11 protein-coding genes and 1 pseudogene are annotated in these 16508 nt (G+C 60.9%); 1 reads left to right on the top strand and 11 read right to left on the bottom strand.

The window, feature by feature from the left end; translation table 11 throughout:
* Positions 1 to 9: 9 nt before the first annotated feature.
* The 11 genes and pseudogenes from bcsC to B0E42_RS13970 all read right to left on the bottom strand — a co-directional run bounded on the left by bcsC (position 10) and on the right by B0E42_RS13970 (position 15440).
* On the bottom strand, positions 10 to 3486 hold the full coding sequence (gene bcsC / locus B0E42_RS13925; protein ID WP_077506666.1) for a cellulose synthase complex outer membrane protein BcsC: 3477 nt from the start codon (positions 3484 to 3486) through the stop codon (positions 10 to 12).
* Positions 3474 to 4589: a cellulose synthase complex periplasmic endoglucanase BcsZ gene (gene bcsZ, locus B0E42_RS13930; protein ID WP_077506667.1), complete on the bottom strand. Its 1116-nt coding sequence runs from the start codon at positions 4587 to 4589 to the stop codon at positions 3474 to 3476. Before bcsZ ends, bcsC begins: the two co-directional genes overlap by 13 nt.
* Before the next feature lie 4 nt (positions 4590 to 4593).
* On the bottom strand, positions 4594 to 6876 hold the full coding sequence (bcsB, locus tag B0E42_RS13935) for a cellulose biosynthesis cyclic di-GMP-binding regulatory protein BcsB (RefSeq protein ID WP_077506668.1): 2283 nt from the start codon (positions 6874 to 6876) through the stop codon (positions 4594 to 4596).
* A complete protein-coding gene (gene bcsA / locus B0E42_RS13940; protein WP_018612959.1) occupies positions 6873 to 9467 on the bottom strand; it encodes a UDP-forming cellulose synthase catalytic subunit in 2595 nt (864 codons plus the stop codon). The genes bcsB and bcsA overlap by 4 nt, the downstream gene beginning before the upstream one ends.
* Entirely contained in the window at positions 9464 to 10186 is a 723-nt protein-coding gene (bcsQ, locus tag B0E42_RS13945; RefSeq protein ID WP_018612957.1) for a cellulose biosynthesis protein BcsQ, read from the bottom strand. Before bcsQ ends, bcsA begins: the two co-directional genes overlap by 4 nt.
* On the bottom strand, positions 10183 to 10425 hold the full coding sequence (gene bcsR / locus B0E42_RS13950) for a cellulose biosynthesis protein BcsR (protein WP_053178112.1): 243 nt from the start codon (positions 10423 to 10425) through the stop codon (positions 10183 to 10185). The genes bcsQ and bcsR overlap by 4 nt, the downstream gene beginning before the upstream one ends.
* Positions 10395 to 12023: a cellulose biosynthesis protein BcsG gene (bcsG, locus tag B0E42_RS13955; protein ID WP_077506669.1), complete on the bottom strand. Its 1629-nt coding sequence runs from the start codon at positions 12021 to 12023 to the stop codon at positions 10395 to 10397. Before bcsG ends, bcsR begins: the two co-directional genes overlap by 31 nt.
* Positions 12010 to 12201, bottom strand: coding sequence for a cellulose biosynthesis protein BcsF (gene bcsF, locus B0E42_RS13960; RefSeq protein ID WP_018612952.1), 192 nt, complete (start codon positions 12199 to 12201; stop codon positions 12010 to 12012). Before bcsF ends, bcsG begins: the two co-directional genes overlap by 14 nt.
* Positions 12198 to 13739: a BcsE family c-di-GMP-binding protein gene (locus B0E42_RS13965; protein WP_077506670.1), complete on the bottom strand. Its 1542-nt coding sequence runs from the start codon at positions 13737 to 13739 to the stop codon at positions 12198 to 12200. The genes bcsF and B0E42_RS13965 overlap by 4 nt, the downstream gene beginning before the upstream one ends.
* A gap of 403 nt (positions 13740 to 14142) precedes the next feature.
* Positions 14143 to 14255 (bottom strand): annotated as a pseudogene (locus tag B0E42_RS31760) (LysR family transcriptional regulator); the annotation flags it as partial.
* A gap of 156 nt (positions 14256 to 14411) precedes the next feature.
* Positions 14412 to 15440, bottom strand: a complete 1029-nt coding sequence (locus B0E42_RS13970; RefSeq protein ID WP_256578307.1) for a GlxA family transcriptional regulator — start codon at positions 15438 to 15440, stop codon at positions 14412 to 14414.
* A gap of 158 nt (positions 15441 to 15598) precedes the next feature.
* On the opposite strand from B0E42_RS13970, the gene B0E42_RS13975 reads away from it, so the two are divergent.
* Positions 15599 to 16468, top strand: coding sequence for an ABC transporter substrate-binding protein (locus tag B0E42_RS13975; protein ID WP_077506672.1), 870 nt, complete (start codon positions 15599 to 15601; stop codon positions 16466 to 16468).
* Positions 16469 to 16508 lie beyond the last annotated feature (40 nt).

Genomic DNA, 16508 nt, shown 5'->3' on the forward strand with positions numbered 1-16508 from the left:
TGTGGCGCTCTAGCGCATATCCGCATAAGGCGAGATCGGCTCCACCGGTAGCGGCAGGTTGCCTTGCCAAGGGTCAAATGTGTAGCGCAAGTAAAGCAAGGCCCGGCTTGGGGCGTAGCCTTCGCTGTGCTGCCAGGTGATGCCGGCGCCCAGGACCAGGTTATCGGAAAGGCGACGCTCCACGAGGCCCTGGACACGTAAATTGTAGCCGTTGCTGCTACTGCCACTCTTGGTCAGGGACGGGTTGTCCACCAGCGTCTTGTTCGATTGCGCCAGCAGGCTCTGCAGATCAGCTTCGCGATTGTCTTTGGGGTAGAAATCAGAGCCGTCGATTTTCGCGAACGACCAACCCACTGAGCTTTCGAGCAGGGCCGACCAGTCAGCGTTACGCCAGGCGTAGTTCACCGGCACGCTGACCGAGTAGTACTGCTGTGGGCTGTAGTAGCCGCCCTGGCCGAGTGTGTCTTCGCTCAAGTCCTTGTCGAAGCCCATGTACATCAGGGTCAGGCCAGTGCGCAGACGTTCGTCGGCACGTTCCACCAGGCGATAGTAGTAACCGCCCATGGCTGTGCGCCGTTGGTTGTTCTCAACGTTCTGCCCCACTAACCAATGACTGCTCAGGCTTGCCCACACGCCATCCTTGGCGCCTCGGTCATGGCTCAGGCCCAAGGTGAAGCCGTTGGCGGTGACGCCGCCCCACTGGGTTCCGGTGACCGGATCGACCGCACCGGCATACGACACCAGTGAGTTGGTCAGGGGGCGTCGCGATGCCGTTAGGCGATAGTCCAGGCTGCTCCAGTCGCCGCTGTAGGTGACACCGCCCACCCAGTTCGACACGGTGAATTCTTGTGGCGTGTGGCCAAGGTCGAAGGCCCATCGATCATCGTGCCAGCCCATGCCCAGCTGGGTGCCGCGCACGCTCTGCGAAGCGCTGGTACAGCCATTCACCACCACCGCGCACAAGCCGAACCGGTCGCTGCTGGAAAAATTGCTGACATCCAGATTGATGTCTTCAGCCTGGACAAAGCCCTGCCCTTGCGCCACCGGCGCGTCGATGCGCAGGATGGTGGTTTGGGTGGTCAGGTCCGAGACCCCCGAGGAACTGTTGTCGGTGCGCCAGGCGAGGTCGTGGTACAGGTTCACCGTCGGATTCTGCTTTTGGTACAGCTCGTCGACGTCGCTGCGGATGCTGCGCTTCAACCAGTCATCGCTGTCGCTGGCACGGCTGGCCAAGGTCATGGCGCGGTTGTCGCGCGGTTCGGCCTGTGGCGGTTCGATCATCCTTGCCGCGCCCATGCTGCGCGCATAGTCATCCAGGGCCCGCTGCGGCTCTTCTCGGGACAGCAGACGCGCCGCATCCCGATAGACCAACGGATCACTTTGCGGGGTCTTGAGCAACTGCGCGAACAGCGCGTTCGCACGCGTCTTGTCGCCCAGCGACGCCCAGGCATTGGCCAGCCGGCGCTGAAACGACACATCCGTCGGTACCGGCGCCGACACGGCCATAAGACTGACCTTGGCGGCGTTCGGTTGACCGCTGGCGATCAGCACTTCGCTCAGGCCGAGTTGGGCCTCGGCATTTTTCGGCACGCTGGTCAGCACCTTGCGATAGCGGCTTTCGGCCTGTACCAGGTCGCCACGCTGCTGCGCCCAGTCGGCCAGGGTCAGGTAGTCGTCAGTGGTCGGCGCGCGCATCAGCAGCGCTTCGGCCTGGGCCTCATGACCGCCGTCGCGTAGCGCTCGAGCCTTCGCGAGCAACTGGCGACGCTGCAGACGAGCCCACAGCGCGTTCATGTTGTCGCTCCAGGCGGCACGGGGGATCTGTTGCAGAGTGCCCATGGCATCGCCGTCACGCTCGGCATTGGCCAGAAACAGGCCGTGGGCATAGCGCGCGTCGGCGTTCTGGCCCCGACGTTGTAACAGCCCGTGGAAGCTTTGATCGGCCTCGGCATTGAGACCAAGTTCGCGTTGGGCATTGGCCAAGCGGTACACCAACCAGGGATTGTCCGGGTCCAGCACGCGAGCCTTGCTCAAGGCTACCGTCACCTGTGCCCAATCGCTGCGCCGGGTAGCGCCATCGGCCTGCGCATTGAGGCGATCCAGCGTCAGTTCCCGACGCACGCTTTGGAACTCTTGCTGTTCCTTGGGCGTCAGGCTGTCGAGGTAGTGCTCGGCCTTTTCCGGTGATTGCGACTGGTACAGGCGGACCATCGCACGCACCGTGCTTGCATTGCTCGGATCGAGCTTGCGCGCACGCACCAGCAAGGCTTCTGCGGTGATGTCATCGGATTCGCCCTGGGCAACGTAGGACAAGCCGATCAGCGGCGCCGGGTCGTTTGGCTTGGCTCGGTTCGCCTGCCGGTACCATTTTTTTGCAACGGGATAATCCTTTCGCTCAAGGGCTTCATCACCCTTTTGCAGCAGCATCCACTGATAGTTGGCAGCCTTGAGATCCTGCCATTTGGTCATCCAGAAGGTGTCTTGCTCGATGGACGAGGCTTTGACGAAAGCGTGGTATGCCGCTTCGTGCCTGTTCTGGCGCATCAGCGAAACACCCAGCGAACCGAGCAGGCTGGAGTCTTGCGGGTAACGTTTGATCGCCCGACGCAAACTGGCTTCAGCGCCGACGTTGTTGCCGGCCTCAAGCAATGCCTTGCCTTTGACTCCGGCCTGCCAGGCCGGATCAGCCAGGTATTGCTCCTGCTCTTGCAACTGTTTAGTCGCGTCATGGCGCAAGCTGGTATTGGGATAGAGCTTCAGAAACACTCGCCAGCCCTGCGCGGTTTCGGGCCCTACCGGTTGTTCGAGCCAATAGTTGTATTCGCGCTCGGCAGCGTTGTCGCTGGCGTTCGGATCGCCAGCCAATTGATGCAGGACGTCCAGCGCCTCAGGATCACGCTTTTCGGCAAACAGCAGGCCGGCCAAGGTTTGGCGCAGCGAGGCATTGCCGGGGTACTGCCGGTCCAGTTCGCGCAACTGCTCGATCACGACAGGGCGCTCGGCCTTGATGCCGCTACGCACATTCAGATATTCCAGAGCCGTGGCAAAGTCCGGCATGTCATCGCCGAACAACTGTCGATAGGCCTTGATTGCGTCTTCAAAGCGGCCGGCGACGGCCAGCAGGCGCGCCTCCTGCAGGGCCCGTTGACCGTCGGCACCGTGCCTTTTCAGCAAGCTCTCGGCCTGACGCAGGGCCGCCGTGCCTGGCGCCTGTTGGCGCAGTTGGGCGACCAGGCGTTCGGCTTCCGGTTGATTTTTTTGCAGCAGTGCCTGGCGGACTTCGACAACTTTCACCTGCGCATTGTCCGGGGCGATCAGCTCCAGACGAGCCAGCGAGTCATGGACCAGGTCTTCGCGGTACAGCGCCTCACCAATGCGGACCTGCTCCAGCAGCCATTGCTGCTGGTCGGGCGGGCTGAGAGGCTCGCCCAGGGCGACCCCATAAACGCTGCTCAGCAGCAGCCCGAAACCGATCATTTTTTGCATGCGGCAATCCAGTTTGGCACGAGGCGTCCGTTCTTATCGAAGCGATAACGTTGTTGGTCCCAGCCCTGCCCGAACAGCGTCAGCGATTGGTTGTAATAGGCATCTGCCAAGGGCGGCTGTTGTTGCAGGCGTTGGCGTTGGGTCTTGAGGGCCGCCACGCTGTCCGGGCTGGCAGCCAGCAAGGGCAGCAATGCAGCACTGAAACCAACCGGGCCGGCGCCATTGTCAAGACCGGTGAGTGTGTCGACTTTTTCCGGAACGTGGCCCCGCCGCGCAGTCAGGTCCAGCATGGGTTTGAAGTGTTCGATCAACCGGGTGCGCCCGGGGGTATCCTTGTCCAGCATGCCCAGCCAGAGGTAGACACGAATGGCGTCATAGCTACCAACGCTGCCTTTCTGACTGTCCACGGCCCAACCCTGCCCGGGTTTCCACAGTTGCCAGTCGGGTACCAGGCCCTTGGGTGAACTTTCGATCAGCAGACGCTCGGTGTTGCTGGCCAGCTCCGCCCAGATCGGTGCTTCGAGGGCGAAGCGTGCCAGCAATTGCGGCGGCAGATAGCTGGCATTCAGGCGCCAACCCTCGGCGTTTTCGAATCCGGAGTCGCCGGGCAACAGCATCAGGCCCAGGCCTGGTAGCTTGCGCAGGCTTTGTGCCGCACTGCGCCAGAGCAGGCTGCGGCCCAAGGCCAGGTAATCCGGTTGATGCCACAGGCGCCCGGCTTCCAGCAGGCTATAGGCGATCCACAAGTCGGCATCGGTGGCGTTATTGCTATCCAGTACCTGCCAGCGGCCAGCGTTGTCGCGCCCCCACTGCCATGCCGGAAGCTGCCGGTTAAGGTCTCCGCCGGCCAGGTTGTCCTGAGTCCAGCGCAGCACTTTGGCGAAGCTATCGCGGTCATTGCCCAGCAGGGCGAAAAACAGCCCGTAGCTCTGTCCTTCGGACGTGGAGATCAACTGCTCCGAGGAGTGGTCAATGACCCGTCCGTCCGAGCTGAGCATCGCCTGACGAAAATTCTGCCAGGCCGGCCAAGCGCATTCAGTAGCACCGGCAACGCCAGGCGCTACGATCAACGCGGCCAAGGCCAGCGCGAAGAAAGCTTTCACCCGACTACTCCTGACCAGCCAGGCGACGACGGGCAGCCCAACGGAGTGCGCGCCACAGCAGGAATGCCGTCAGCAGCACACTGATGGTGGCCATGACCGCTAGCAGGATCGGGTGCTCGGACAATTGGTACCAGAGCAGCAGCCACCACGGAAGGTGGCCGACGAAGTACTGCTGGCCCACCCAACTGCTGTCTACGCCACTGCTGCGGATCAGCGCCACGGAACCGGCAACGGCGTCCATTTTTCCCACGTCGCCCAGGGTGTCGCGCAGCAGTTGGTAATCGGCGTCATCGCTCGCCAGCAAGGCCACGATGCTGCGCTGTGGGTGATACGGCGACTGCAAGCCAACGATGGCGGCGATCGGTGCCTGGGCGCTGACGTCGATGCGGTTGGCACCCAGGTCGCGTTCATCGCTGAACTGACCGGCGCGGGTCGACTTGCCGCTCTGTTCGTGGGACGGTTTGAGTAGCCAGGCACGCGTCTTGTTCAGCACCAGATTGGCATCGGCACCATCGCCCACGCCCGGCGCCATGGCGCCGAACACCAGCAGATCGACATCCGCCTTGGCGTCGTCCCAGTTGTCCGACAGCCGCAGGCCAAACGCTGGCAGGCCTGAGCGCGCAGAGATTCCGGCGATGGTCTCGAACACCGTACTCAGTTGCACAGCACTGCTGTGGGTCGGCACCATCACCAGGGTTTGCGACAGGTCAGCCATACGGCTGTATGGAAAACCGCTTCGGGCAAGGGCGCGCAGGTCGGGCATGGCGATGTAGTGATAGTAACCGGACAGGTCGATGGTCGACTCTTCATCAATCACGGCCTGGTTGTTCACCGGCAGCGAAGTCTGGCAACGGTCGCGCTGGGCACTGCCAAAGGTGCTGGCGAAGTTGAAGTCGAAACGCAGGGTGTTACGGTCGCCAATCTTCAGCGCTGGCACCAGCAACTTGTCGCTGTGGTTAGCCGACTCGTTGGACAACACCGCCAGGCGCAGCTCCTCCAGGCGGCTGTCGGTCTTGCTTTGCAGCGCCAGGCTGGTGATGAACTGGTTGTTCAGGCTGATGCTCAAGCGCGATTCGTCGTTGACCGACGGTGGCGTGTAACGGAACTTGGTTTGCAGCCCAATCCCTTGGTTACGCCAGACGAACAGGTCAGGCGGCAGATTCACGTCCACCGTGATGGGCCGTGGCTGCAGCCCGTTGGCCTGAAGCTGCTCGGGGTACTTGATCAACTCGGCGAAACGTACCGAGCGGTCCGTGCGCATCCAGTTCGGCGCGTCATAAGGCACCCGAGGCTTGAGCTGCTCGACCTTGTTGACCGTCACGCTCGAGCCTCGGAACGCGCCTGCGCCCAAGGCCAGGGCGCGGGCCGCTACAGCCAGGTCATCTTCATTGCGACCCAATACCAGCAACACTTTACTGTAGGGATCCTGCGGGTTGTCGATCATCTGTACAACGGGTGCATCCACGGCCGGGAACTTGTCTGTGTCAGCCAGAAAGGACGGACGATGATCGTTGGTGGCAAAGACAATGGCCGACTTGGCGCGATGGTGTTCATCGGCCGGCGGCAGATGGTCGAACAGAACCGGGAACTGCGCACCACGCCAAGCGGCCAGGCTGCCGAAATAGGACACCAGGATCCCGGCTGCACGCTGCTCGCCCAAGGTCGGCGCATCGGCCAAGACCACATTCAGGACCGGCTTGTCCTGGCCCCGAGTGTCGAAGAAAGGCATCGGAAAATAGGCCAGGTCGTTCTTGAGTGTGAGTGCCTGCTCCTGCAATTGGATCTGGCTGCTGCGCGCAACGTTCAGCCATAGCGTGCTGTTGGCCGGATCTTCGCAGACATCGGTGTAGTGGCCGACGAACTCCAAGCGTACGCGGTTGAAGTCCGAAATCAGTCGCGGGTCCAGGGCTACCGATTGGTTGACCCTCTTACCCAATTGGTCCTTTTCGATCGGTACAACGCTCATCAGCACGTCGTTGAGATACACACGTAAATGCGAGATCTGTGGCTGCAGCGAAGGCGATGGCGTGTACTCCAGCTGCAGTTTCGCGTCACTGGCAATACGATCACGACGCAGGCTGAACTCGATCTGGTCGCTATTGTGGATGCCCAGCAATAGGCTGTCGGCGGGACGGCCCAGCTGTTCGAAGCTGTACGCGGTGTTCCAGCTTGGTACGTTGCTGACCGCGGCTGGCGCGGCCGGCGCTAGTGCGGTGGCGGCCTGGGCACAAACGGTGGCCAGGAGCGCCAGACTGGCAACAAGGGTTTTGCTGAAGTAGCGGCTCATGGTGCGCTCACTGATCGAGAGTTGAGAGTTGGGGCAACTGCCGGCATGCGCGGCAGAAAACTGGCCAGCCAGCGCGATATTCGCAACGGCGGGCCGGCGATGCGGCGGATCCAGGCAGGCAGGTATTCGTAGAGGCGGTAGTAACCGGTACCGCCCAGTTTGAGAACGTCCACAAAACTGTGCAGCGGGCGATCCGGGGTGAATTTCTCGCCCCAGTTGAGCCACGCGTCGGCGCGGGCAAACGTGCACTGCACAAAATCGACATTCTGTTGTGCATTGAGGCCGGTGAAGCTGATACCGATGAAGTGCTTGTGGCTGCGGCTGATGTAGCCCGGGAACACGAATTCACGGGTGCCGCGCTGCATCATCAGCGAGATGCTCCCACCCACCGCCAGCGACTGTGGGGTGTCGAGCTGGATGCCTGCGCCACCGTCGCAATAGTCCTGCAACATGCCTGGATAACAGTGACCATTCTCAAGGCGCACTGCAGCGGGCAACTTGACGTATACCCGGTGGGTCTGGCGAACCTGGCGTACTTCAGCGGCGACCGCCATGGCGCCCCCGATGATCAGCAGGTTGTAGATCACCCAGAGAATACTCACCGCAACGGTGACAATCTCGTCGCGGGGGCCGCAGATCAGACGCCAGACGGCAAAACCCAGGCCGGTAATGTTCAGCAATGCCAGTAGCAGGTACGGCTGGGCGATTTTCCAGTCAAACTGGTTCTGCTCCATCAGGCCGCCCTTGGCGGTGACATTGAACTTGCCTTTGCTGGGGTTAAACAGTGCCACGGTGGTAGGGCGCGCGATGTACCAAGCCAGGACGGTCTCGTACACCTCCCCCCAGAAAGTCCGACGATAGTCGCCCTGCAGCCGCGAGTTGGTGAGGCTTGCGTGGATCATGTGTGGCAGCACGTACAGCAGGATCATCAGCGCCGGGGCGTAGATGATGTAGGCATGCAGGAACAAGAACGCCAGCGGCGCCATCAGAAACACCAAGCGCGGCAGGCCGGCCAAAAAGTGCATCATCGCGTTGGCGTAACAGATGCGCTGGAAGAGGGTCAGGCCTTTTCCGAGCAAGGGGTTGTCGGTGCGGAAGATCTGCGCCATGCCACGGGCCCAGCGAATGCGCTGGCCGATATGCGCTGACAGGCTTTCGGTCGCCAGGCCAGCCGCTTGCGGCAATTTGATATAGGCCGAGTTCCAGCCGTTGCGGTGCAGGCGTAGCGCCGTGTGGGCGTCTTCGGTCACCGTCTCGACGGCAAAGCCGCCAATCGCATCCAGCGCGGAGCGCCGCAGCACCGCGCACGAGCCGCAGAAAAACGCCGCGTTCCACATGTCGTTGCCGTCCTGAATCAACCCGTAGAACAACTCGCCCTCGTTGGGGTGCTCGCGGAATACATTGAGGTTTCGCTCGAAGGGGTCCGGTGACAGGAAATGGTGCGGGGTCTGCACCAGCGCGAGTTTCGGATCACGCAAAAAGCCCCCGGTGGTCATCTGCAGGAAAGAGCGCACAGGTATGTGGTCACAGTCGAAAATGGCGACCAGTTCGCCGTTCAGTTGCTTCAGCGCGTGGTTGAGGTTACCGGCCTTGGCATGACGATTGTCGCTGCGAGTGATGTAGCCCACCCCCACTTCGGCGGCGAACTGGCGGAAACTCTCGCGTTTGCCGTCATCGAGAATGTAGATGTTCAGCTTGTCGGCCGGCCAGTCGATGCCCATGGCCGCGTACACCGTACCTCGCACGATCGACAGGTCTTCGTTGTAGGTCGGGATCAACAGGTCGACGCTCGGCCACAGGCGCGTGTCGCGCGGCAGCGGCGCCGGTTTTCGGCCCAAGGGCCAGCACGTCTGGATGTACCCCAGGATGAGCACTACCCAGGAATAAGTTTCGGCCACCAGCAGGATCATCCCGCATATCAGGTCCAGGGGCTGGTTCCAGTTCAGGGTCGAGGTGTAGCGCCACCACAGGTAACGGCACGAGACGATGGTCGACAGTACTACCATCAACAACGTCGCAAAGCGGCCCGGAACCCGCCGCACCAGCAGGGCCAAGCCCCACAGCAGCAAGACGAATACCAACTGGGAGACGTAGCCGAAGGGCTCGGTGATGCACAGCAACGTAAAAACGAAGGCGACGACACCGATGGCCGCGTTGATCAATCGTTGGCTGTGACGGTCCAGGCCTTTCCACCAATGGCTGCTCTGACGAATGTGCTGGCTGGACTCGGCGCGCTGGGGCAACGCTTCCAGCACCTTGCCAATCCGCGTCCACTGCCGCAGGTACAGCGCTCCGACGCGTTTGAGCCAGGCAGGGGTCGACAGCGTCCACACCCGCGGCCTGGCCGGGCGAACCAGCAGTAGCCAGAGGCTTTGTACCGCATAGCGCAACGGATCGCCCAGGCTCGGAGCCTTGTTGCTCAGTTGTGGATACCAGCGCTTTGGCTGATTGAGCACTGCGCGCCAGCTCGGTGACTCCAGACGCAACAACAGCCATGCCAGGGCGTTCATTGTCGCCAGCAGCAACGCAACTGGCGGAGTACGGTCATAGCGCCGACGCAGGTGAGCGTAAGGGAAAATGCGAGCGATCATGCCGTCCCCATGCGTTGGGTCAGGCACCAGGTGGCCAGGCTCAGCACATCCTGGGCAACCAGACTGGCCTGGGCATAAGCCCCCACCGGCATCTTGAACGCCTGGGCTTCGCGCATCGCTTCATCCTGATGCACGTTGAGAGGCAGCAGGCGGGCACCATATTGTTTGCGCCAGATCAGCAGCAGGTCGCGCTGCAATTGGCTGACCGGGTCGAAGCGGTTGATCAGCAGATGCTCGCGGGGGTCTTCCTCCTGCTGCAACAGCACGTGACAGGCAGCATCCGCCTCGACAATCTGCAGGCGCAACGCACAGGGTCCGACACAAGCATGACCGGGCAGTCGCAAGGGCACATCGAACAGGATCCAGTCAAAGTGTTCGGCAAGGGTGGCCTGTCGGCGGCGCCATAGATTCGGCTCGTTTAGCAGGCGCTGCTCGATGTGGTCCTGCTCTTCCCGTTTCAGGCGGCCGTAAGGCAACACACTCAATCCCGGTTCCACGGTCCAGGCCTGGGTGTTCCAGCCCTTACCTTCGATCATGGCGCGCGCCCAGCCACCGCGCTCGCCGAAGCTGACACTGAAGTGCAGGCGAAGCAGGTTTTCCGGGCACATGTCGACCAGCAGCACGCGCTCGCCCAGGCTATGCAATGCATAGCCTGTGGCCGCCAGCAGCGAGCTGGTGCCGACGCCGCCGCGCAGACCACGCAGGCTCAGTGCGGTCACGACAGCATCTCCAGTCCGCACTCACGTATCATCGGCAGGGCCGTCGGCTGCTGGCGTTCCATCTCTGCCAGCAGCGGCCAGCGATGCAGGGCCTTTTGCAACTCGATCTGTGCCGAGGTGTCCACGTAGTCCAGTTCGGGCAGCTCAAGCGTCAGTTTCAGGCGGGCGATGTCATCGGCACGATCCGCACGCGACTGCACCCTGGCTTTCACTTGAAGCGCTGTGGGTAAGGCAGCCATTCTGCTTTCTCCTTGATTCGTATGTAAGGTTTCCCGGCGTAGTCAACGACCACCGTGCCAGCGTTTTCGGAGACCGCCGCTGTCTGCGGCAGATTGCTCAGCAGGGCCGACCAGTTGAGACCCTGGCCATCCCCCTGGGGCTGGGCGCTATACAAGCGGCTGATGATTTCCGACAGGGCCAGGAAACTGCTCGGATCGGTGATGTGCAGGGGGGCAGAACCGGGGTTATGCCCCATGCCCACCAACTTGATGCCGACCGGCACGAGGGTAATGGCCTGGCTCGGGATCTCGCGCATGCCGGCGATCTGCATACGGTCGCCATGCAGCGCCGCACCATGCTCCGGCACAATCACCACCACTACCCGACGGCCACTGAGTTCCAGTTGTTTGATGAAGCCATTGAGGTCATCGATCAGCCCTTGGGCCAGCTGTTTGTAATCGCTGCTGCTGGTGCCGCCATCAGCGGTCAGCACACGGTTGCCGTCATGCAGTGTGGTGGTGTTGTAGAACAGCGCCACGCGATCGTTCTTTTCTGCTTCGCGGTGCTTCCACCAGGCGTCCAGTACCTGGGCATCGCGCAGGATCGGTGAACCGTCGAAACCCACCAAGGCACGCGGTAATTTGCTGGTACTGATCGCGGGACTCGGCAATGACCCTTGGGCGCGGACTTCGTCAAGGAAGCCTTCGAACTGCCCCGTGTGGTTGAGCATGACTTCGCTGGAAAAGCCCAGCTTGCTCAGGTCGTCCATCAACCTGCACTGCTCCGGGGCGGTGCCATAGAGCTGCTTGTGCGGAACCTGTCCACAACTGGCGCGCAACAGGCGGATCGCCGCCGGGCCGCTGTAGGAAGTGGCCGAGTTGAAGTTGTCGAAAATAACGTCCATCTGCTGGAACAGCGTGTTATCGCGCAGCCCCACGGTTTCCAGGTCATCCCAGGCCATGGAGCAGATATTGATCAGCAACAGGTCGAAAGGCTGCGCTGCAGAGGTCGCAGGTTTGAACTCCACCTGCCGTCCAGCCTCGGTGCTATAGAACTTCTGCAGGTAGGCTTCCAGTGTCGCGCTGTCCGGGGGGGCCGTGCTCACCGCTGCAATGGGAGCGCCACTGGCCGCCGCCGCGACCGGCTCGTTGCTGGGGCTCAGGGCTAGCACATTCGCGCTGGCCAGCCAGGCTAAACCCAGCACACTCAGAGTGGTCAGGCGCAGCCAGTGCCGGACGAAGGCGTAGACCACCACCAACAGCGCCAGCAGCGCGCACAGGTTCCAGTCAATGAAGCGACCCATCAGTTCGACGATGTATGCACCGCTGAAATCCAGCACGCCTGGTTGGCTCAGCAGGCGGCTGAAGGGCGGCAGCCAGGTGTCCTGGTAAAACAACGCAACACCCACGGGGATCGCGATGACTGTGCGCAGGATACGCAGATAACGATGCGGCAACGGCAGCAGCAACGCCGCCGCGAATACCAGGTTGGGCAATACCTGCAAGTTCAGGTAACCCGCCCACAGCAATACGAACTTGAGGATGAAATACAGATTCCAGGGGCCCAGGCCCGGCCAGACGCGCACTGACGCCGGGTTAATGACTTCAAACTGGCTCATTGGGCTCGCTCTGGGCTGGGGCACGACGACGCACACCACGGGACTTCAGGTAACGCGGGGGCAAGAGACCCTGCACGACAGATAGAAAATGGCGACCGAACCTGATCAGTACCACGATCAGTGCCAGGGTCAGCAGGCTGCTGAGGCCAATCACCTGGATCAGCTGGGAATAACTCATGAACAAGGGTCCGTAATGGGCAGTGTGGTGCGTCGAGGCGAATAGGCAACACGGCCGGCAGCTTCGGCGGCGCTACTGGCCGTGCGTTCTTCTGCCAGAGCGAACGTGGGAGGCAGCAAGGGCGCCGCGAGGAAGTCCTCGCGCGGCAACGCTTCAACGCTTTGGAGAATCTGGAAACTGCTGAAAAGATCGCGCCAGGCGAGCCGACAGATATTCCCCAATGCCGGTTCCAGTCCGTCCGCGCGACAGCCAAACAGGAACAGATAAAAGGCACCGTTGACCACGCAGGCGACGTCACCAAAACGACGCAAGCCGATTTGACTAAAGTACTGCTCGATTTCCAGGCCACCGCGCGGCATCAGCTTGAGCAGTTGGTGGCTGATTTCTCCAGAGGCGCCGTTATAGACGCGCTCCACCATGCCGATGAATTCCTGGGGCGTTAACAGACCGCGCTCGGGGGGCGGCCGCAGACGTTCGAACAGAGACTGGAAGTTGGTGGTGCGGCTCTGGCGCCAGGTCTGGCCCTGGGCTCTGTCGATGATGCTGAAGAAGTGCGCCAGCGTCGTCCCATAGGGCACGGTGATGTTGGCACCGCAGGACACCAGCAAACGCTCGTCCCGATAACGCAGGCAGGGCTCCATCTCGCGGATGATGATCTTCAGTGCGATACCGCAGCGCTCGCGCAGGGCGTGAATCTGACGAGCCAACGCTTCGACGTGCAGGTTGCTGTCGATGGCCACGATGATACTGGCAGCACGCGCGTGACTGGCTTGCTGGAGCAAGTCCTCGCGACTCTCGAACAGCCTCCACTGATCCGACAACGGCGGCGAGCCTTCAAGCACAGAACGCTGGGTCAGGTAGATCCGCTGGTCGTCGGTATGAGGCACTTGCACATTGGCCTGCTCATTGACCGACAGCGCAAAACCGTCCACCAGCAACTCGAGCTCGAACTCCTGCCCGCTGCACACGCCCAGTTCGCTGCGCCAGTAGTGCAATTGATAGCGAATACCACCATCACGGCGATAGAGCTGAGCGAGCCCGGAGAGCGTATCGTTGAGCCGCAACAAACCGTCATGCAGTTGAGGTGTCTGGCCATGGCTGATCACCAACAGGGAGCATTGGCGTGCGCCCAGCCATTGCCTCAGGGACAGACAGCAATGCCGCAGCTGCGGTGCGACGTCGTCCTGCCATGCGCTCCCCGGCAGCATCAACACAATGGTAGTGCCGGCAACCGGAGCGGCACGGGTCAGCTCGCCGACCAGCGATTTGAGGGTCAGGCCAATGTCGTCTTTGTTGATGTCAAACAGCTTCAGCTGACCAGGACCGGTATCTGCCGCCAGTTCCTGGGCCAGGTCCTGACTTGAATGTCCGCAGCACACTAACATCCCTTGCGCATGGGCCGGCATCGCTGCCAGGCACTGGACCGCCAGCGCGGCAGAGTCGCTCGCCTGATCCACTGCCACCCAATAGAGCCCGCCGTCACGTAACAATATCTGCTCATCGCGCAGATGGCGGATGTCTAAGGTGACCTGACTCAAATGAAACTCCCTTTTCCTTTAAATCGGATGCGGCGCGATCAGCACCTTCCCTGGCGTTACAGTTTTTCAAATGCGTCACGTTTCTGACGACTAGCACAAGCTCTCCGAGCCGGGCTCAGTGTCAGACTTTGTCAGCATGAATAGGATGTTGCACTGCCAAGCAGCCCCCATGATGTTCAGGACGCGAGCTTTCAAAACAGTATCGAGCGGCTGGAAGAGGACGAAACATCGCATTCTCCGCCGATCACCATTGCCAGACTCTCTTATGCCTCGGTGATGGCGCGCAATTGTGATGACGTCGGACTGATAGTGTCAATAAATTGTAATAAATTAGCTCAAATATTGAGCATAAACGGTCGAGGTGATCGTTTCGCCATTTTATTGGCGAACTGGCCGGGCAGCCTCATTTCAACACGCTGATTGATACGCGGATTTTCGGTGAAAGATGGCGACTGGACGGCCACAATGCCCAGAACTGCCCTGATCTTCGCTGTGACCGTCGAGCATCGACACCAGCCAAATCCCGCTGACGATACGGCGCTCGGCCTATACCGCCGGGTTCAGCACCTTGTTGCAACTGCTGGCGACGTTCACGCTGTTCACTGCCACCGTGGTCTTTTTATTCCTGGGTCGCCAAGGCGAGGTCTACGTCGGTGTCGGTTACTTGCCGCGTTATTTCCCATCTTGTTGCATCAGGGCCTTGCGTAATTTCCCTGGCGACATGCCGAACATGCTCTGAAAGTGCCGAATAAAATGCGGCGCATCCGCGAAGCCACATTCAAAGGCGATCTCGCCGATCTGGCGATCGGAACTCACCAGCAGCCATCTGCCGAACCGGAGTCGGACCTGGCGGTAGAACTGGGCTGGGCTGTTGTTGGTTTCAGCGACAAACAGGCGCTCCAATTGCCGTTTACTGGTGCCGAGCAGATGCGCAATGGCCTCGATATCCAGGGGGGGGGCCATGTGTTTTTCCATCAACATCACGGCTTCGTGCAATCGACGATTGGATGAACTGGCGTATCCGAGCGCCTTGCGTCGGTCGACGAAACTGTTGGACGTGTTCTTTGCCACCGTCATCTGATGCACAACTTTGCCCGCACGATCCGGCCCGCAATGCAGGCCGATCAGATGAAGCGCCAACTCGATGACTGAAACACCGCCCGCGCAGGTAATCCGGTCCCCGTCGATCAGAAAGTCCCTGTTGATGACAAAGCGCAACGTGGGAAAGCGGTGCTTCCAGTCGTCGCCATGGTAGGCGTGGACACACGCCGTTCGCCCCTCCATCAGGCCATGTTGCGCGAGCACGAAGCTGCCGGTGCACAGGCCGATCAACGGCACCTGTGCGGCCGCGGCCTGGTGGAGGAACGCGGGATAGGTTTTCGGCACCGCCTCGATGGAATCGAGCAATCCACCAATCACCACGATGTAGTCGAAACGCTCCGGGTCAGCGAGTTCACTGTCGATCGGTACGTCCAGTCCGCTACTGGAAATGACTCTTTGCCCGGGCGTGCCGAGTACTTTCCATTGGCAGCGGATGGGGCGGCTTTGATCACCCGTATCGGCGGCATGCCGCAACGCATCGGTCAGCCCTGACAGCGACAGCAAGGGGAAGCGTGGCCACAACATGATGCCAATAGACAACTCGGCGGTGCCGCGGCGCATGGGTGGATGACGCGCCTGCCCATGATCGAGCCCGTCCACGAGGCTTTCCTGGGGGGGCACAGGCTCTGTGCCGCCAGAATGTCGCAAATATTCAATCATTCGTGCAAAGCATCCAACAAGTTATACCGCCGCTCCCACTACGATGGGCCGATGCGAAACGTTCTGCTGCCACCATAGAAACGATCGAGGAGCAACCGATGAAGACGTCCAAAGTTCAGCGTTTTTCCGCTATTTGTGCCGGTTTTCTGGTGTCCGTGCTGGCTGCGGCACCGGTGTTCGCATTGGAGACAGTAGCGCCGGGAAGCCTGACCATCGCCTTCAGTGGTGATATGCCAGGAACAGGGTATCAAGATAGTCGGATGGTCGGCTATGACGGTGAAATCCTTCAACAAATTTCCGAAAAACTGGGCCTTAAGGTCAAACCGGCATTAATGGAGTGGTCAGGGACGATTGCCTCGGTGCAGTCCAAGCGCGTGGATGTCATGGCAGGCACGATGGGCTGGACCGAACAACGCTCGAAAATCATGGCCTTGAGCGACCCGATCCACTACTTCAAGAACGGTATCACTCAGACAGACAAGACCAACTGGAACAGCCTCAAGGATCTGCAAGGCAAAAAAGTCGGCACCATCACCGGTTTTTCGTTCATCCCTGAGATGCGCAAGATCGATGGCCTGCAAGTCGCCCTGTACGACACGTCCGACGCGGCCGTTCGCGATCTGCTCGCCGGACGCATCGATGCGGTGATCGGCGACCCACCCGTCATGCAATACGCCATTTCCCGCAATGAGCAATGGCACCTGCATTTCAACGCCTTCGTCGACAACGATCCGAATTTCCCATTGCTGACTGGCTTGGGTCAGGTGGTGTTCGGCTTCAACAAGGCCAGTCCGGAACTGGTGACGGCGGTCAACGCACAGATTCAGACGCTCTGGAAAAACTGTGAGATGCGCAAGATCGGTGCTCGCTACGGCCTGACTCAGGATGTCTGGTTCATGCCCGAAGGCAAGGACCTGCGCCTGGGCGTCGACCGCCCGGCGGACTGGACGCTGCCCGGCTGCAAATAAGTGTGTGCGGCGATGGGGCGGATTCCTGCGGATGCTCCGA

The organism is Pseudomonas sp. A25(2017) (assembly GCF_002001065.1).
In the GTDB taxonomy this organism is placed as follows: domain Bacteria; phylum Pseudomonadota; class Gammaproteobacteria; order Pseudomonadales; family Pseudomonadaceae; genus Aquipseudomonas; species Aquipseudomonas kilonensis.